This window comes from Colwellia sp. F1, from assembly GCF_056238625.1.
The window spans coordinates 48,119-66,652 of sequence record NZ_JBWDLI010000015.1 but is presented as its reverse complement, the minus strand read 5'-3'; the positions used below and the strand labels follow the sequence as shown (position 1 = coordinate 66,652).

Annotated in this window: 19 protein-coding genes; 14 read left to right on the top strand and 5 right to left on the bottom strand. The window is 39.6% G+C overall.

Translation table 11 applies throughout. The features are described 5' to 3' along the window. Position 1 precedes the first annotated feature (1 nt). Positions 2 to 967 (bottom strand): KpsF/GutQ family sugar-phosphate isomerase, encoded by a 966-nt coding sequence (locus tag AC0UA9_RS14040; RefSeq protein ID WP_475660786.1) that lies wholly within the window; start codon positions 965 to 967, stop codon positions 2 to 4. Positions 968 to 997: 30 nt separating this feature from the next. Beyond that, positions 998 to 1,984 (bottom strand): calcium/sodium antiporter, encoded by a 987-nt coding sequence (locus AC0UA9_RS14035; protein ID WP_475660784.1) that lies wholly within the window; start codon positions 1,982 to 1,984, stop codon positions 998 to 1,000. Between the two features lie 228 nt (positions 1,985 to 2,212). On the opposite strand from AC0UA9_RS14035, the gene mlaF reads away from it, so the two are divergent. The 12 genes from mlaF (at position 2,213) to AC0UA9_RS13975 (ending at position 15,231) form a co-directional block, all read left to right on the top strand. Next, complete coding sequence (mlaF, locus tag AC0UA9_RS14030; RefSeq protein WP_475660855.1) at positions 2,213 to 3,052, top strand: phospholipid ABC transporter ATP-binding protein MlaF; 840 nt, start codon at positions 2,213 to 2,215, stop codon at positions 3,050 to 3,052. Beyond that, the gene (gene mlaE / locus AC0UA9_RS14025) at positions 3,052 to 3,828 is read left to right on the top strand and encodes a lipid asymmetry maintenance ABC transporter permease subunit MlaE (protein WP_475660781.1); all 777 of its coding nucleotides are present in this window, start codon (positions 3,052 to 3,054) and stop codon (positions 3,826 to 3,828) included. The genes mlaF and mlaE overlap by 1 nt, the downstream gene beginning before the upstream one ends. Before the next feature lie 90 nt (positions 3,829 to 3,918). Continuing rightward, on the top strand, positions 3,919 to 4,386 hold the full coding sequence (gene mlaD / locus AC0UA9_RS14020; RefSeq protein ID WP_475660779.1) for an outer membrane lipid asymmetry maintenance protein MlaD: 468 nt from the start codon (positions 3,919 to 3,921) through the stop codon (positions 4,384 to 4,386). Between the two features lie 26 nt (positions 4,387 to 4,412). Then, positions 4,413 to 5,120 carry an MlaC/ttg2D family ABC transporter substrate-binding protein gene (locus AC0UA9_RS14015; RefSeq protein WP_475660776.1) on the top strand — a complete coding sequence of 236 codons (708 nt, stop codon included), beginning with the start codon at positions 4,413 to 4,415 and terminating at the stop codon, positions 5,118 to 5,120. 93 nt (positions 5,121 to 5,213) lie between these two features. Beyond that, on the top strand, positions 5,214 to 5,525 hold the full coding sequence (locus AC0UA9_RS14010) for an STAS domain-containing protein (RefSeq protein WP_475660774.1): 312 nt from the start codon (positions 5,214 to 5,216) through the stop codon (positions 5,523 to 5,525). A 17-nt stretch (positions 5,526 to 5,542) separates the two neighbouring features. Then, on the top strand, positions 5,543 to 5,794 hold the full coding sequence (locus tag AC0UA9_RS14005; RefSeq protein ID WP_475660772.1) for a BolA family protein: 252 nt from the start codon (positions 5,543 to 5,545) through the stop codon (positions 5,792 to 5,794). A gap of 98 nt (positions 5,795 to 5,892) precedes the next feature. Beyond that, a complete protein-coding gene (gene murA, locus AC0UA9_RS14000) occupies positions 5,893 to 7,170 on the top strand; it encodes a UDP-N-acetylglucosamine 1-carboxyvinyltransferase (protein WP_475660770.1) in 1,278 nt (425 codons plus the stop codon). 223 nt (positions 7,171 to 7,393) lie between these two features. Next, complete coding sequence (gene putA / locus AC0UA9_RS13995; protein WP_475660768.1) at positions 7,394 to 11,269, top strand: bifunctional proline dehydrogenase/L-glutamate gamma-semialdehyde dehydrogenase PutA; 3,876 nt, start codon at positions 7,394 to 7,396, stop codon at positions 11,267 to 11,269. A gap of 133 nt (positions 11,270 to 11,402) precedes the next feature. After that, entirely contained in the window at positions 11,403 to 12,245 is an 843-nt protein-coding gene (locus tag AC0UA9_RS13990; RefSeq protein ID WP_475660766.1) for an HDOD domain-containing protein, read from the top strand. A gap of 237 nt (positions 12,246 to 12,482) precedes the next feature. After that, positions 12,483 to 13,907 carry a sodium-dependent transporter gene (locus AC0UA9_RS13985; RefSeq protein ID WP_475660764.1) on the top strand — a complete coding sequence of 475 codons (1,425 nt, stop codon included), beginning with the start codon at positions 12,483 to 12,485 and terminating at the stop codon, positions 13,905 to 13,907. A gap of 157 nt (positions 13,908 to 14,064) precedes the next feature. Next, complete coding sequence (locus AC0UA9_RS13980) at positions 14,065 to 14,961, top strand: class I SAM-dependent methyltransferase (RefSeq protein ID WP_475660762.1); 897 nt, start codon at positions 14,065 to 14,067, stop codon at positions 14,959 to 14,961. A 111-nt stretch (positions 14,962 to 15,072) separates the two neighbouring features. After that, entirely contained in the window at positions 15,073 to 15,231 is a 159-nt protein-coding gene (locus tag AC0UA9_RS13975; protein WP_475660760.1) for a DUF3012 domain-containing protein, read from the top strand. Between the two features lie 43 nt (positions 15,232 to 15,274). Here the strand turns inward: AC0UA9_RS13975 and AC0UA9_RS13970 are convergent, their stop codons facing one another. Next, the gene (locus AC0UA9_RS13970; RefSeq protein ID WP_475660757.1) at positions 15,275 to 16,165 is read right to left on the bottom strand and encodes a DNA ligase; all 891 of its coding nucleotides are present in this window, start codon (positions 16,163 to 16,165) and stop codon (positions 15,275 to 15,277) included. A 102-nt stretch (positions 16,166 to 16,267) separates the two neighbouring features. Between AC0UA9_RS13970 and AC0UA9_RS13965 the strand changes: the two genes are divergently transcribed. Beyond that, on the top strand, positions 16,268 to 16,840 hold the full coding sequence (locus AC0UA9_RS13965) for a hypothetical protein (RefSeq protein WP_475660755.1): 573 nt from the start codon (positions 16,268 to 16,270) through the stop codon (positions 16,838 to 16,840). Positions 16,841 to 16,927: 87 nt separating this feature from the next. On the opposite strand, the gene AC0UA9_RS13960 is transcribed toward AC0UA9_RS13965, so the two are convergent. Together AC0UA9_RS13960 and AC0UA9_RS13955 are read right to left on the bottom strand one after the other, a co-directional pair. Then, positions 16,928 to 17,668, bottom strand: coding sequence for a DUF3581 family protein (locus AC0UA9_RS13960; RefSeq protein WP_475660753.1), 741 nt, complete (start codon positions 17,666 to 17,668; stop codon positions 16,928 to 16,930). Between the two features lie 107 nt (positions 17,669 to 17,775). Further along, positions 17,776 to 18,042 carry a GIY-YIG nuclease family protein gene (locus AC0UA9_RS13955; protein ID WP_475660751.1) on the bottom strand — a complete coding sequence of 89 codons (267 nt, stop codon included), beginning with the start codon at positions 18,040 to 18,042 and terminating at the stop codon, positions 17,776 to 17,778. Between the two features lie 42 nt (positions 18,043 to 18,084). On the opposite strand from AC0UA9_RS13955, the gene arfB reads away from it, so the two are divergent. Further along, positions 18,085 to 18,498: an alternative ribosome rescue aminoacyl-tRNA hydrolase ArfB gene (gene arfB, locus AC0UA9_RS13950; RefSeq protein WP_475660749.1), complete on the top strand. Its 414-nt coding sequence runs from the start codon at positions 18,085 to 18,087 to the stop codon at positions 18,496 to 18,498. Positions 18,499 to 18,534: the final 36 nt, after the last annotated feature.

Below are 18,534 nucleotides of genomic sequence, written 5' to 3'. Positions count from 1 at the left end.
TTTATAGTACTCCTGAGCGCAGTAAATCATGTGTATTCATGGCGCCGATAGGGGTTTGTTTATTATCAACAATAATTAAACCGTTAATTTTTTTCTCTTCCATGATATTTAGCGCTTGTGCTGCTAGCATATCAGCTTGTACCACTGTAGGCGATGTGGTCATAACACTCGTTATTTTATCGTGGTGAATATCAATTTGTAGATCAAGAATTCTGCGTAAATCGCCATCGGTAAATAAACCCACTAGTTGGTTATTTGCGTTAACAACCCCCGTCATTCCTAAACCTTTAAGCGACATTTCTACCAGAGCATCTTTGATTAATGCCTCATCAGAAACAAGAGGAAGGCGCTCACCTTGGTGCATAATATCGCTTAAACGCAGCAGTAAACGTTTCCCTAGGCTACCACCAGGATGTGATAATGCAAAATCATCTGCGGTAAAGCCGCGCGCATTAAGCAAAGCAACTGCAATTGCATCGCCCATGACTAAGGTTGCCGTGGTACTTGACGTAGGCGTTAGGCCTAATGGACAAGCTTCAGTGCTAACCTTAATGCAAAGATGAGTATCAGCTAACTTTGCCAAGGTGGAAGTTGTGTTGCCTGTCATGGCAATCAGCTTAGCACCAATGCGTTTTATTACCGGAATAATAGCAAGTACTTCGGCTGTTTCACCTGAATTTGAAATGGTGAGTACGACATCATTATTGGTAACCATCCCTAAGTCGCCATGGCTTGCTTCCCCTGGGTGAACAAAAAAAGCAGGGGTACCAGTGCTAGCAAGTGTCGCAGCAATTTTTCCGCCAATATGGCCAGATTTTCCCATACCAATCACAATAACGCGCCCTTGGCAGTTAAACATTAATTGGCATGATTTTTCAAAACTATCATCAATATATTGTAACAACTCCACGATAGCTTGTTGTTCAATATTAATTACATTTTTGGCAAGTTCTTTAAAGTTTTTCATGGCTCTAGGTATCATTTGTTGGTTGTTTAGCTAGTAAATTGTTGTTTGACTAAAAAGGAATGCCTGATAAGCACAAAAGCTTAATAACAATAATGCGCCTTTTACGCGAGTCAGTCTAAAATACCCGAATTTACGACTAAAACATAATAGGAAGAGTAAGCCGGTAATGGCCAACATAATAGGGGCATCTCTAAGTGAGGCCTCAGGGTTGATTGCCCCAGGAGCTATTATACCAGCAAAGGGCAATACTGCTAATATATTAAATATATTTGAGCCGACAATATTGCCGATAGCTAAGTCGTCTTCTTTTTTTAAGATACTTGCGATACTGGCTGCAAGTTCAGGTAAGCTTGTGCCAATGGCAATAATCGTTAAGCCAATAACTAAATCACTAATGCCATAAGCTTTGGCAATATATATGGCTGAATCAACCAAAAAATGGGCACTTAATACCAGCAGTGTGAGGCCAGCAACTAACCAAAAAATTGACATTTTTGTCGTTGTCACTTCAGGTAGGCCTTGCTCAGCTTCAAGGATCATAGGGTCATCTATTTTATTATTTTTACGCTGTATTATTGCTTTAATTAATAAAACCGCAATAAAAACAAAAAAACCTATCATTAAAGTAATACCTTCAAAGAAGCTGAAAGTATTATCAAATAGCATCCAATAAGCTAAAAGAGAAATTAGTAATAAAAGGGGTAACTCTTGTTTAATGGTAGAAGAGGAAACCATTAAAGGTTTAATTAAAATACTTACCCCTAGGACTAATGCTATGTTGGTAATATTTGAGCCGATAGCGTTACCAATTGCCGTGTCTGGATTACCTTGCAGTGAGGCGGCGGCGGCAACCATCATTTCAGGGGCAGATGAGCCCATAGCAACAATAGTTAAACCAATAATCATAGGAGAAACACCTAAGTTTCTTGCTAAAGATGAAGCGCCCAGAACAAACTTGTCTGCGCTCCAAACGAGTATGGTTAAGGCAACCAATAATATTACTACTTGTGCTAACATTCATCACTCCAAAATAAAGGCGCTAAATTGTCGCTGTTTGTGACGGAAAAAAAAAGTAATTAATGTAATTAATGTAAAATAACTTTAATAATGCGCAAAAAAGTAGTTTTTTTACATTTTCTAACATTTAATCAGATTTATTCTCCACTAAATTGTTAATTGTTAGTGAACAATTCTAGGTGGTCAGGTAAAATTGCGGCTAATTAATAAGGCATAATTGATATTATGATGGTAAACGAAAAAAATAGAAATTTAGTTGATATATGTAATCTAACCTTCAGGCGAGGTGAGCGGGTTATTTATAATGATATTAGCTTGTCTATTCCTCAAGGTAAAGTGACCGCAATAATGGGGCCTAGTGGTATTGGGAAAACCACTTTGTTACGTTTAATTGGTGGGCAAATACGCCCCGACTCTGGCCAAATCTTATTTGCTGGTAAAGATATTCCTCAACTTTCTCGAACAGCCTTGTATGAAACACGTAAACGTATGAGTATGTTATTTCAAAGTGGTGCTCTTTTTACCGACATGAGCGTTTATGACAATATCGCCTTTCCTATTAGAGAGCACACCCAGCTGTCTGAAACCATTATTGAAAAAATAGTATTAATGAAACTTGAAGCCGTAGGCTTGCGCGGTGCACGTGATTTACAACCGAATGAGCTTTCTGGTGGAATGGCACGCCGTGTTGCGTTAGCACGTGCTATTGCCTTAGACCCAGAATTAATTCTTTATGATGAACCTTTTGCAGGACAAGACCCTATTTCAATGGGAGTTATTGTACGTTTAATTCGCTCATTAAATGATGCCCTTGGTTTAACATCTGTCGTGGTTTCTCATGATGTGCCTGAGGTGATGAGTATTGCTGATTATATCTACATTATTGCGGAGCAAAAAATTATTGGTCATGGCACGCCTGCGCAAATCAACGAGGACGACTCTTCATTAGTGCAACAATTTGTTAAGGGGGAGGCAGATGGGCCAGTACCTTTTCACTTTGATGCACCTCACTATCAAGGCGAGCTTATTCAAGGCTCATCTGGCGTAAGTAAACGAGGTAAGCGTTAATGGAGCAGCTGCAATTATTAGGACGCAATACGTTAGCGTTAGTTAGTGGCTTAGGGCGCGCCGTTATTGTGTTACTGTCTGCCATATTACACCTGCCTAATATACGTAAGGGCACACCATTATTAATAAAACAACTGTACAGTGTGGGTGTTAAGTCACTGGTTATAATTGTTGTTTCTGGCAGCTTTATTGGCATGGTATTGGCGTTACAAGGCTATACTATTTTAGTGGGATATGGTGCTGAAGCAAGCCTTGGGCCTATGGTGGCGCTGTCTTTATTGCGCGAGCTAGGCCCTGTTGTAGCAGCGTTACTTTTTGCGGGCCGGGCAGGCTCGGCCTTAACCGCTGAGATTGGCTTGATGAAAGCAACTGAACAATTATCAAGTTTAGAAATGATGGCAGTAGACCCATTGCGTCGGGTGATAGCACCACGCTTTTGGGCGGGTTTTATTAGTTTGCCGTTACTTGCTGCTATATTTTCTATGGTGGGGATTTTAGGGGCTCACCTCGTTGGTGTTGATTGGCTTGGCGTTGACAGCGGGACTTTTTGGTCGGTAATGCAGGCACAAGTAGATTTTAACAAAGATATTTTAAATGGTATTATCAAAAGTATTGTTTTTGCTTTTGTTGTTACTTGGATTGCCGTTTACAAAGGCTTTGATTGTGAGCCTACTTCTGAAGGTATTGCACGCGCGACAACGTCAACTGTGGTGCAGTCATCGTTGTTGGTATTGGGGTTAGACTTTATTTTAACAGCATTAATGTTCGCAAGATAGTTTGTGTAGTAAATACGGTTTTTGGTATTCAGTTTTAGTGAGTTCTAATAATTTTTTAAGTCGCTTTTAAAGGCGTTTGGTGAAGACATTATGTCAAAAAAAATAGAGTTGATGGTGGGTGTTTTTGTTGCTTTAGGTATTGCTGCTTTACTCGTGCTGTCACTAAAAGTAGCTAACAGCGGTATTGCAGGTGACGGAGAAAGTTATAACCTTTTTGCTAAGTTTGATAATATTGGTGGTTTAAAGGTGCGCTCCCCGATTAAAGTGGGTGGTGTCGTTATTGGCCGGGTGAGTAATATCTCCCTGGATGAGGACGACTATACCCCTGTTGTGACTTTAGCAATATATAGTGAATACGATAATTTTTCAGAAGCAACGTCGGTCGCAATTTTGACAGCCGGCCTTTTGGGAGAGCAATACATAGGTTTACAGCCAGGCTTTATGGATGATTCGTTAGATATCCTGCAACCAAATGACCTTATTGAAGATACTAAACCTGCGTTAGTATTAGAAGAGCTAATAGGGCAGTTTTTATTTAGCCAAGGAAGTGGTGATTAACAATGAAAGAGGGGAAGATAAATAAAATGAAAACGTCAAAAATCACACTGTTTTTTAGTTGTATTTTTGCTTTTATATTAACGCAAAGCACTTTGGTGCATGCTGCGGAGCGATTAGATGACTCATCAGAAACTGAAATAGAGGATGCGGTCGACCCCGCGCGGATTTATGTAGATAAAAGTGACCCTTATCTGATGATAAAGCAAGTGGCAGGAAAAACCTTTCAACGCTTTGCTGATGAGCAACAAACGATAAAAGCAGATCCTAATATTCTTAAGCGCATCGTACGTGAAGAGTTAATGCCTTATATCAATTATCGATATTCAGCCTTTAAAGTTATCGGTAAACATTTAAGAAACACGACTGAACAAGAAAGAAAAGATTTTGTGCCTGTTTTTAAAGAGTACTTAATAACCTCTTATGCACAAGTTTTCACGCTTTATGAAAACCAACCAGTAGAGTTTGCACCCGCTAAAGATTTTTCTCAAAACAGAATTGTGGCGGTAGACACGCGCATCATAATGACAGGTAGGGCTAATATAGATGTGTCATTTAAAGTAAGACGAAACAAAAAAACTAACGAATGGAAAGCATTTGATATGGTTGCAGAAGGTGTCAGTTTACTTGACAGCAAACAAGCTGAGCTAGGCGGTGTTATTCGTCAAAAAGGCTTACCTTATGTTACCGAGCTCTTAAGGCAGCAAAGTGAAAGGGATATTGTTTTTAAAAAATAATTGACAACACCTTGGTGACTTTATACCTAACGAGTTTTATAACGTTAGCGAGAAACCGAGCTTAACATTAACCAAGCTAAAAGTGACGGATTTGTGGAAAAAATAACGTTAAGTATCACAGAAAACAAGATCGCGTTAGTAGGTGAACTAACACGGCAAACCGTGATGGATATCTCAAAAAAAAACATTAGGCAAATTATTGCTCAGCAACACCCCACAATTGATTTAAAACAAATTTCTCGTATAGATACAGCAGGCCTTGCTTGGCTTTTTTATTTGCTAGAGCAAGCAATAACTACTGATTGTCAATTAACATTTAGTGGCATACCTGTTAAATTAACTAAATTAATTAGCTTAAGTGGGGTTGAAGGCTTTTTGCCAACAGCTCCTAACAGCAATGAATAACCGATTAAGGACATACTTTGGAAGTAACAGAAATAGAAAAATTAATTAATGATGCGTTAACACTTGATGAATTACATGTTAAGTTTGACGGTTCACAGTGTAGTGTTATTGCGGTTGCAGATATGTTTGCTGACTTATCACGAATTAAGCGCCAACAAGTTGTTTTTGCCCCCTTAGCAGATGCAATTAAAGAAGGTGCTATACATGCAGTGTCTGTTAAAACCTTTACTAAAGAGCAGTGGCAACGAGACAAGCTATTTAATATGTAGCTATTATTTAGCGATAATATTATTAGGTGTTGTGCGTTAACTCGTCATACCTAGTTAAGTCAGTATTCCATTCATTCATAAGAAAAGAAGTAGCCATTTTGGACGCATTTAAAGTTATTGGTGGTAAACCACTACGTGGTGAAGTCACCATTTCAGGGGCTAAAAACGCCGCACTCCCTATTTTAATGTCAGCATTATTATCAAAAACACCGATCGTTTTTAATAATGTACCTAAGTTAAATGATATTTTAACGACCGTAAAATTGCTGGGTCAACTAGGGGCTAAAACCCAATGGCTAGGTGAAGATAAATTAAGTATTGATGCGAGTCATATCACGCAATGTTGCGCGCCTTATGATCTTGTTAAAACAATGCGGGCCTCTATTTTGGTGTTGGGGCCTTTGCTTGCGCGTATGGGGCACGCCGAGGTGTCATTGCCAGGCGGTTGCGCTATTGGCGCACGGCCAGTAAATTTACATATTCAAGGCCTTAAAGCGATGGCTGCAGATATAGACGTTGAGAACGGCTATATTGTTGCAAATAAAGAAGGTCGCCTTAAAGGCGCTAACATCTTTATGGATGTTGTCAGCGTTACCGGAACTGAAAACCTAATGATGGCAGCCGCTTTGGCAGAAGGCGTTACCATCATTGAAAATGCCGCACGCGAGCCCGAAATTGTTGACCTTGCTAATTGTTTAATCAGTATGGGGGCAAAGATTGCTGGCGCGGGAACCAATACATTAACTATTGAAGGGGTTAGTGAGCTACGCGGCAGTGAATATAGCGTGATGCCCGATAGAATTGAAACCGGTACTTTCTTAGTTGCCGCGGCCGTAACCCAAGGTAAAGTTAAATGTTTAAACACAGACGCTGCCGGTTTAGAAGCCGTATTGTCAAAACTCACTGAAGCCGGTGCGCAAATTACCATAGGTGAGAACAGTGAAGGCGTAGAATGGATTGAGTTGCTAATGACGCAAACGCCGAAAGCCGTCAATGTTATCACAGCACCACACCCAGCATTTCCAACCGACATGCAAGCACAATTCATGACCCTTAATGTATTAGCAGAAGGGACAGCAACGGTTATTGAAACTATTTTTGAAAACCGCTTTATGCATGTACCAGAATTACAACGTATGGGGGCAGATATTACTCTTGAAGGGAATACTGCCATTGTGCAAGGCGTTGACTCATTAAACGGTGCGCAAGTTATGGCCACTGATTTACGCGCTTCAGCAAGCTTAGTGATTGCAGGGTTAGTTGCTAAAACACCGACCCAGGTTGATCGTATTTATCATATTGATCGTGGCTACTTGAAAATTGAAGATAAGTTGCAAGCATTAGGAGCAAATATCACCCGTATCGATATTAATTAGCTGCATTAACTACTAACCAATGTGGGTTCGGCTTAACAACCCAATTATATAATAAAATCCAGAGCTACGGGTTATTATCCTCCTGTCCACTCTGGATTTTTTGTGTTATGAAATAATTACACTCGAGAACAAACCGCACATTTTGTTATTGTAACTTTAGCATGCGGCAAAATATATACTATGTTAACGTAAACGCCTTGTTAGCTTATTTGGAGGTTCGCCCATGCTTTTTTCTGGTTCATTAAATACGGATTGTCCAATTCGTCAAAAAATACGTGAATTTTACCGTATCGATGAAAACGTTGCCGTTGACTATATTTTACCCTTTGCTGAGGTCAATGTTAGTGCGCGAAGTCGCGCTTGGGAGCGTGCTCGCCAACTGGTTTTAAAAATTCGTAAAGACCAAGCAGGCAATGGTGCAATTGATGCGCTATTAAACGAATACTCTTTGTCGACAGAAGAAGGGGTTGTACTCATGTGTTTGGCAGAAGCTCTGCTACGGGTGCCAGACAAGCACACACAAGATGCACTAATCCGCGATAAAATTTCTCAAGGGCAATGGAGTACTCACTTAGGAACCAGCGACTCTATTTTTGTGAACGCATCTTCTTGGGGCTTGCTTATCACTGGCTCTATGGTTGATTATGCCGATAAGCGTAAACAAGACAAATTTGGTTTATTGAAGAAAACAATAGGGCGTTTGGGTGAGCCCGTTATTCGTAAATCGATGAACTACGCCATGAAAATTATGGGGAAGCAGTTTGTTATGGGTGAAACCATCAAAGCGGCTACCGAGCGTGCAGCAACCAAAGAGCAGCAAGGTTATGTTTATTCTTATGACATGTTGGGCGAAGGTGCTCGCACCATGGCTGATGCACAGCGCTACTTTAAGTCATATCAAGACGCGATTGATGAAATAGGCAAAGTTGCCTTGGCGTCAGGAAAAAATGATCCCCGCCGAGTGCCGGGTATCTCAGTCAAATTGTCTGCAATTCATCCTCGCTATGAGTTTACCAACAAGTCGCGTGTGATGGCTGAAATAGTACCAAAGTTAAAAGCGCTTTGTTTACAAGCAAAAACTTATAACATTGGTTTAACTGTTGATGCAGAAGAGTCTGAGCGACTAGATATTTCGTTAGACATAATAGAAGCCGTTTTTACCGATACAGCACTTGGTGATTGGCAAGGTTTTGGTATTGCCCTGCAAGCGTATCAAAAGCGGGCGATGTTTGTGGTTGACTGGCTAAGAGACCTAACACTTAAAGCAAACCGCCGCATGATGATTCGATTAGTAAAAGGCGCTTACTGGGATACCGAAATTAAAAATGCACAAAAAGATGGCATGAGCGACTTTCCCGTATTTACCCGCAAATCATCAACAGATGTTTCTTACCATGCTTGCGCAAATAAGTTGCTTGATTATAGAGACACTATCTACCCGCAATTTGCGACACATAATGCTTACACTGCGGCGACTATTGTTGAGCTAGCAGGTGAAGACAAAAACGGTTTTGAGTTTCAATGCTTACATGGCATGGGCGACTCTTTATATGACCAAATAGTTTCTAAAGAAAGCATTCAATGCCGTATTTATGCACCTGTAGGGTATCACGAAGACTTGTTGGCTTATTTAGTCCGTAGGTTATTAGAGAATGGCGCTAACTCCTCTTTTGTTAATGCTATTGTTGATGAGTCTCAGCCGGTTGAGTATTTACTTGAAGATCCTGTAGAAAAAACACAAGGCTTAAGAGATAGATACAATGGGCAAATAAAAATGCCAATAGATCTTTATCGAGATGAAAATAAGAAAAAACGCAGTAACAATATTGAAAGCCGAGATAACTCTAAGGGGATAGACTTAACCGATGCGCTTGTTATTAGCAGTTTAAAATCGACGCTAGATAATTGGTTCACAGATAACCTCTTAAATGAAAAAGATATACCTGATGGTGCTAACGCGGTCAGAAACCCAGCGAACCACAGTGAAATTATAGGCTTTACTCATCACCATAACACCGATGAAATGTTAGCCATGATTGATAAAGCAGATAAAGCCTTTGTTAGCTGGTCGAATACACCAGTAACAGAGCGTGCTGCCTTACTATGTCGTATTGCTGATATTTTAGAACGTCATATAAACGAACTGATTGCACTTTGTATTAAAGAAGCAGGTAAGGTTGCCCAAGATGGTATTGATGAAGTACGAGAAGCTGTTGATTTTTGTCGATATTATGCTGCGCGCGCCATAGAACAAAGTGAAGACGAGCGCCTTGAGGCGCGTGGCGTTGTTTTATGTATTAGCCCATGGAATTTCCCACTAGCGATATTTTTAGGGCAAGTAGCCGCTGCTATCGTAACCGGTAACACTGTGTTGGCAAAACCTGCCGAGCAAACGAGCCTTATTGCCCTGCGCGCCATAGAATTAATGCAATCAGTAGGCTTACCTCAAGATGTAGTGCAGGCGGTTTTAGCGCAAGGTAGTGCGGTAGGTAAAACTATTGTGCCTGATGAAAGAGTGGCCGCAGTCATGTTTACGGGGTCAACTGAAACGGGAACCCGCATTTCTCAAACCTTAGCTGAGCGAGGTGGTGACCAGGTACCTTTAATTGCAGAAACCGGTGGCCAAAACTGTATGATTGTAGATTCTACTGCATTACCAGAGCAGGTAGTAGACGATGTGATTTCATCGGGTTTTCAATCAGCAGGGCAACGTTGTTCAGCGTTAAGAGTTTTATACTTACAAGACGATATTGCGGATAATGTTATTACCATGCTTAAGGGCGCTTTAGCAGAATTACATATTGGCAACCCTGCACAGTTAAGTACAGATGTTGGTCCTGTTATTGACCAAAAAGCACTTGATGCCCTTAATGCGCATACTGATTACATGAAAAACAATGGCACGCTTTTATATCAATGCGAGTTATTTGGCGGCAAATCAGTTAGCCCTAATAAAGAAAAGTATAACCGTGATGGGCATTTCTTTTTTGCGCCCTGCTTATATGAAATTAGCAGTATTGATGTGTTAACCAAAGAAGTCTTTGGTCCTTGTGTTCATGTTATTCGCTTTAAAGGCGAAGAGATAGAAGAGGTTATTGAAAAAGTAAATAGCACTGGCTTTGGTTTAACCATGGGTATTCATACGCGTATAGAAAACAGAGCAATGGACTTAGCTAAACTATCGCGAGCGGGTAATGTGTATATTAATCGCAATATGATCGGCGCGATTGTTGGTGTACAGCCTTTTGGCGGTAGAGGTTTATCAGGAACAGGGCCTAAAGCCGGTGGTCCCAATTACCTATCACGCTTAATGGTTGAAAAAGCTACACCTGATGAAGAAACATTTAATTTGTTGCCTGCGCAAACACTTGCCTTGGCCGGTGATGACACCACAAAAGCGCAAGCAGACTCCTTTTTGAATACAGCAGAACAAGCACAAAAAAAGTGGCGTTTAACTGATTTAAACACCCGTATTTCACACGTGCGTCAGTTACTGGCTAAAATAGCACATGTGGAAATTGTTGATGATTTAGCAGATGACTTAAATCGCACGTTAGCAGCGGCACGTAGCCAATTGATTAGCATTGATAAGCGTCTTAAAAGACCACAAGTGTTACCAGGGCCTACCGGTGAGTCGAATGTCATTTATTTAGAAAATCGCGGTAACCTTATTTGTTTTGCCGATGACAATGTCAGCTTTCACTTTTGGGTTATGTCAGTAGTAACTGCACTGGCCACGGGCAATACGGTAACGTCAGTGGTGTCTGATTTATACTACGAAGAAGCCATCGCTTTTAGAGATAAGTTTATTTCAACGGGTGCCGATGTGGGTATTTTACAAGTTGCAAAGCTGCACCACCTAGAAAGCCTGTTAGCACACCCAGCACTGGCAGGTGTCGTAGTGGATAGTAACTGTGGAATAAAACACTACATGAGCGAAAAGCTGTCAGAGCGAGCAGGGGCAATATTGCCGGTAATTACTTCTGAATACTTTGATAACTTGATTCAGCGATTATTAACAGAAAAAACCATCAGCATAGACACTACCGCTTCAGGAGGGAATACATCCTTAATGACCTTGGTTGAAGAAGAAGAATAAATACGTGAGGTGGTGAGGCGCAGTGTGGCGAAAAAAACAAGCGGCAAGTGTTGTTCATCACTCGCAGCCTTGCCTATCTTTATTTATATGAACTAAGGTTATTAAACAAAGGTTTTTTTAATAAAGGGCAATCATGCAGGCAAAAGAATACGCACAACAAGCTACAGGCTCTTTTGCCTTGCCTGACGCTTGGTTTAAAATAAAAACATTAATGGCTGACGAACGCGCAACAATTGCAGACTTTGCAGAAGTTATCAGTGTTGATCCCTTTATGACATCAAGGCTTTTGCAGATTGCCAATAGCAGTATTTATCATTTTCCGGGCCAAATCAGTACTATTTCCCGTGCTATTACTATTATAGGTACACAAGCTGTTTATAATATGATGCTAGTCGATATTGCGGGCTCGGCTTTTAAACACTTTGCAAGCCAGAGTATTAATTTGAAAAGATTTTGGCGAATGAGTGTTTATTGTGCTGTTGCTACTAAAAGTTTAGCAATAAAGGCAGGAATAAAAGACATAGAGCGCTTATTTGTCGCAGGGTTACTGCAAAATATTGGAGAATTACTCGTTGCTAAAACTAGCCCTGAAATTGCACAGCGTTGTGAACAGTATAGCCATGACAAACTACCTTGGCAGATACAAAAAATGCAGCTGGGCTATACTTATACTGATATTTCGGCAGCGTTATTGAAAGCTTGGCAGTTACCTGAAAAAATAATTATACCTGTTCGTTATTTTAATCAAGCACAAAGCCAGCAAATTAATCAAGACGTGAAAGTGTTAAACTTAGCGTCAAGACTTGCGTTACTTGACAGTCATAGCGACCTTTTTACCTTTTCACAGGTGATTGATACATCATTATGTGAAAGTGTAAAGCTTACTGAGCTAGACATAGCGCAAGTGGTTGAAATAGCAAAAAACGACACCCAAGCCATTTTAACCATGATGAACCCAACATTATTTACTCGGTAAGATTGTAGTCAAGACACTTTTTGGCTAGGCCCATAAAGCGTTAACGTGTTAAATAAGAAAGTAACGTTTTGTTTACTGAAGGTTAGTTTTTATTGTTAGGTTCGCGGTGAACGTGCGCTTAGACAATAACTGGAAAGCTTGCTAGCATCAAGCCACTGTAAACGACAACCAACACAATAATAACTAAAGCTTTAGCTATATAATAGCAGCTATAAAAAAAATAAATGAAGGAAGTTTATGAGCACATCTAGAGAACATTTTAGTTCCCGAATTGGCTTTATTCTCGCAGCAGCAGGCTCTGCAGTTGGCATTGGTAATTTGGTGGGCTTTCCCGTGAATGCAGCTAAAAATGGCGGTGGTGCTTTTTTAATCTTATATGCATTGTTTGTATTTTTAATTTGTTTACCAGTGATGATAGCTGAAATGGCGGTTGGTAGAAAAACAGCGAAAGAGCCTGTCGGTGCTTATAAGTCGTTAAGTGGCAATAGCACAATTTGGGGGGTGGCAGGGCTTTTTGGCGTCTTAACTCCCTTCATGATCGCGATATTTTACATGGTTATTACCGTGTGGATATTTGGGTATATAGTGTTAACCCTATCTGGAAATTTGGATTATTTAGCCAGTGGTAATGGCTTTGGTGAGTTTATTAATAGTCCATATCTATTTATTGCCATGGCTGTTGTTGCAGGTATTGTTAATTTCATCTTGGTTGCGGGGGTTAAAGACGGTATTGAAAAAGCGGCTAAAACACTGATGCCAACCTTGTTTTTTATGTTGATCGCAATGGTTGGCTTTGTCTTAACCCTTGATAACGCCTTTGATGGCGTTAAATTCTTCTTAATACCAGATATTACTAAAATAACCCCTAGTGTTGTTAATGGTGCTTTGTCACAGGCTTTCTTTTCATTGTCTTTGGGGATGGGAATTTTAATTACCTATGGCTCATATATAAATAATAAAACCAATATTCCCAACTCAGCCAAGCTTGTCGCTATTACTGATACTTCGGTCGCTTTTGTTGCTGGCCTAATGATTTTACCGGCCGTTTTTTCTTTTAACCCTAATGTTAATCCAAGTGAGTTAAGTGATAGTTCTGTATCGTTAATATTTACTTTTTTACCTAAAATATTCTTAGCATTACAAACGTCAATTGGTTATGTAGGTGCAAGCGCTGTTGCTTTGTTTTTCTTTCTTCTCGTCTTTTTTGCTGCCATAACTTCGTTAGTCTCAATTATTGAAGTGCCCGTTTCTTATTTGGTGACAGAGAAAAAACACAGCCGTAAAAAAGCGCTACTTATTTTGTTGCTAACAGCTGGCGTTTTAACTGTTTTTGCAACACTTTCCTTTGGTATGGTTACTTTTTTTAGCGAATTCACCACTTATGCAGGGGTAAGTAAATCCTTCTTTGACCTAGTTTATGATGTTTTTTATGATACAATTTTACCACTAAATGGCTTTTTATTATGTGTCTTTGTAAGTTATCGTTGGAAGAAAAAGAACCTGTCAGCAGAGCTTAGTGTCGGTAATAAACACTATATTGGTTCTTGGATAGAAAAATACATTAACTTCTCGTTGGGCACCTTTATTCCAGTAATTGTGTTAATTATATTCATTAATACAGTGGCACAGAAGTTCTTTGCAGTAAATCTGTTTGGTTTCTAAAAAGACATAAACACCTTCTTTTACGAGACGATAGATTTGTCATAAATGCCGACTCTCTCAAAGTAATAAAACTAAACCGAGCTACGATAGCTCGGTTTTTTCTTTAACATTGAATAACCCTATTAACACCTAGGCCCTATATATTAAGTTACTCCCTATGATTGAACATATAAACGCAACCGATTTTACTGACTGTCAGCGCCTTTTTCATGGCCGAGGCCATGCTTACGACAATTTATCTCATGTTAATGTGGATTGGTTAGCGCCCGTTATTTTAATCACCTTGTACGAGGCCGTAGACGAATCCTGGCTGTTGACACAAGCAGAGGCATTACAGCAATTAATCAAGGAATGTCGTAGCGTACAAGTACAGCGGCGGTATGAAAAATTTGCCCCTACGCAGGTATTGCTAGGTGAAGTGATTGATCGCACGATCGTTACGGAGCAAGGACTTTCATATCATATTGAATTGGGTAAAGCACAAAATAGCGGCTTGTTCTTAGACATGGCTAATGGGCGCTCTTGGGTCTACCAGCAAGCAGCCAACAAAAATGTGCTTAATTTATTTGCTTACACTTGTGCTTTTTCGGTTGCGGCTACCGCCGGCGGCGCGAGTAAAGTCGTGAATATTGACTTAAGTAAATCGTCATTAAGTAAAGGAAGGGAAAACCATCAACTGAATAATTTAGCAAAGAAAGATGGCAAGCAAATAGTGTTTGAAGGTGTTGATATTTTTAAGTCAAATAGCCGCATTAAAAAACATGGTAAATATGATCTTTTAATTTGCGACCCACCTTCCTTTCAAAAAGGCAGCGTTAATATTGAACGCGATTATGCAAAAATTATTCGTAAAATTCCACAATGGATGAACGAGGGAGCTCAACTGCTGCTGTGTTTGAACTCGCCAGATCTTGACGAGCATTTTTTACAAAAAGAAGTGAGGCGTGAATGCCCAGCTTGCGTATTTGAGCAACGTATAAGTAACCCAAGTGTGTTTAAAGAAGCCCATGCAGGCAAGGGGCTTAAAGTGTTGGTGTTTTCATATCAACCGTAAAGTATAGCGAGCATACGGCATTAATTCGTTGTTTTTATCAGCAATTGTTGCAAGATGTTGTAAATGAGGTTATGTTTATTATTACATTTATATACAGCATTTGGATATGTCATGAAAAAAGTTATCGGTTTATTATCAGTGGTATTCTTGCTTACTGCTTGCTCACCTAAAATAGGTAGTGAAGAGTGGTGCGCTGACATGAAAGAAAAAGACAAAGGGGATTGGACCGCGAGTGAAACCAAAGATTTCGCTAAACACTGTATTTTCTAAACAGACGCTAAATAATTAACTGTGCCAGCGCAGTTAATTATTTTTACTCAACAAGTGCTGCCTTATTGCGTATACGAAAAAAACGAGCAAACCTTGGTATATTTGCTTTTGTTGTACCGTTATATTTAAAAGTAATTATGCTTCCTATTGGAGGCGGGTTAGCACGTTCATAATCACTAAACCCTGAACCAATATTAAATATTATACCCGTGGCTGTTTTGACTGTTACAGCACCTAACATTCCTTGATATTTACCTTTACCCTCTATATAAGCGATAACGGTTGCTTCGCTGTCTTGCGCTTTTTTAAGCTTCATTATATTGGCAGTTCTCCCAACAGTGTAATAAGTATTTGCATGATGCAACATTAAACCTTCGCCTTTGTTTATGATGACTTTATTCAGTGTATCTTCAAGCTGTTCGCTATTCGCTAATTTGAATTGTTTGATCATCGCTAAATAGCTTGATTTTGTCTTATCAATTAAGTGCTTCATGGTGATAATACGCTCAGTAAAAGTACCAGTATGCTTAGGTAAATCAAAAATCATAAAGCGGACTTTACGCCAGCAAGCGTCATTAATTGAGGTCTTTCGTACACAGGAAATAATTGACTGAAATTGTCCTCTGGCGCTCCATAACTCGCCATCCATAGGCGTTGCTGGCCAGTTCTGAGTAAACCACTTGGGGCTATGAATAATATTACCTTGGCGAGTGAATAACTGTTGTCCATTCCAATAACCTCTCATACCGTCGAGCTTTTCAGAAACCCAATACAGACTGATCTCTTTAACGGCTTTATAATCAGTTGCATGCTGAAGTGCGGGTTTTGTGGTGTTTGCGCGAACCACTTGTGCTTTTGTAGCTTGTACTTGGGTAAGTAAGAGTAAATAGAGCAGTAAACTTGCTGAAGAAGTTTTTATTATTGCTTGTAGCATAAATAACATCCTTGTATTAATTATTTAATTATTTAAGCATAGCGTAAAAATTAGGCTATGCTTAACTTAATGGATTAACGAGTAACAAACAAGGAAGAATGTATGTTTCCACCAATAGAGCCGCGCCCAGTTCAATGCGTGTTTATGGCGATTTTTCAGTCTTTGTCTCAACATATAATTTTACTGATTATTCTATTCTTATGGATATATTCACCGGTAACCTTTGCCAAAAAACGCTGCAAACCTTTGCTTGATAAGCTGCATAACGTTCAGGCGTTACAACGTAAACCTTATTCAGCTAGTAAAGGTATAAGCTTACGAAAGCGTGAAGATAAAGCACGAAACCTATGGTGGCAATGTGAAAGGGGGACTGGCAAAGCGAAAAGAAAAGATCAAAAAAAAGCGAAACCAAAAACAAGTAAAGGGAGTAATACAAAACGGGTAAAAAGAAAGAAAATGAAAAAAATTAAGGCCGGTATACCTTTTCAAACCAATAATGCCGTGGTGGTTCACTCAATATATCAAGGCGATAAAAAACAAGCTTGGCTTAAGTACTACCAACAGCCCTCTCAATGTCTGTCTCCCAAAAGCCTCCCAGTATTTGCTGCTTGCAGTGAAAACAAACGGGCACAAAGGTTACGTTTTGAGCGGCACTATCATACGATGAATCAGTAATAGAGTACGAAACACTGCCTTGCTGAGTTTATAAGGCGTGTTTCGCAGCAATGCCATTAGCGCCTAGCGGCTGAGTAAATAACGCTTCTATTGGTTTTTGTAGCGACACTTAACTTCTTTATACTGCCTAACCATTGCGTCAACACTTTCTTGGCAGTATTCGCGCAAACCACTGAGTAACATGTGTTTTTTACCATGACCTACGACTTCTCCATCACAAATCAAGTCAAATTCTAGCCATGCATCACCACGCTTTGACTCAATTGACAAGCTAGTTTGTGCAAGCTGTAAGGAAAGGGTATCAATATCCAGTCGCTTAAGGCTTATTTTCATGCATTGATACATTACCATTGGGCGTGCAGGGTTTATCATTACGCCTTTCTCGGTCATCAGCTTGACTAATATTTCAGGAAAAGTTTGGCCAGAAAAATCGACATAAGCCTTGGTTAGGGCATTAATCAACGATGGACAATGTGTTTTTTCACCACTGGCTTCTACCGTCAGGTAGGTTTTATCTTTTTCATCAACGAGGTTAAATGAACCATTAATTTCACTAGGAAAAGTTAATAAAACATTATCGCTAACCATACCGGAAAAGTTAAAGCTCATTTCTTTATGTAAACCCGCTTTAGCAATAATTACTGCGAATAATAAATCACCAGGAACACAAAAGCGTTTTGCTTCAATATTATGCAAAGGATTAAAATCATCAGCGACTTGCTTAGCAAAGTCACTGGCTTGTTGGCGGGTAAAACTAATTTTTTCGCCATTAATGGCACAATATTTTTCGATAAACATAGCGTTCTTAGTGGTAATTTCTTTAGGCATGGGGATCACTTGATTAAAAAAAACGAGTTATTCTAACAGTAATTGAGAAGTTTTATCCAAAAAAGAGTGGCAGAATCAACTGAACAGACCTCTAATGCACAAGTCTATTAGGCTAGGTAATTACTGACAAGTAACTCTTTTTGCTTTTTGGTTAGTTGCTTTAATTGATACTCTCGTTTACTCGCCGCGCTTTTGTCTACTGCAGGCTCTGCAAACACTAATGTTACTGGGCGCTTTGCTCTAGTATACTTAGCGCCAAACTTGGTATAATTGTGTTCGTGTAGACGACGGTCTATATCCGTAGTAATACCGGTATATAAGCTGTTGTCACTACACCGTAAAAAATATACGAACCAAGGGTGCACTGTATCCATAAATTACTCGTTAAAGTTAAGTTAGGCGAATGGTAAATAAAAGTGTTACAGATATCAAATAATGTTAGTTTAGCTGATTGGGAAATAGAGTTAAGTGCCATTCGTTCAATGGGTAACGGCGGACAACGTGTAAATAAGGTTGCGACTGCTATTCACTTACGCTTTGATATTTCTAGTTCAACGTTACCGCCAGCATATAAAGAACGCTTACTGGCGAGTAAGGATAGCCGAATTTCTAAAGAGGGCGTTGTTATCATTAAAGCACAGTCATTTCGTACACAAGAAATGAATAAAGAAGATGCATTAAAAAGGTTAAAAGAATTGATCATTATGACCATGGTAGTACAAAAAAAACGACGTCCAACCAAGCCCACAAAAGGCTCTGTTCAACGCAGATTGACCAGCAAAGCGAATAAAAAAATAATTAAGCAAACCCGTAAAAAAGTCCAGTTTTAGTTTTAACCCTTGAACAGTAAGCGTTTACTATTAGTC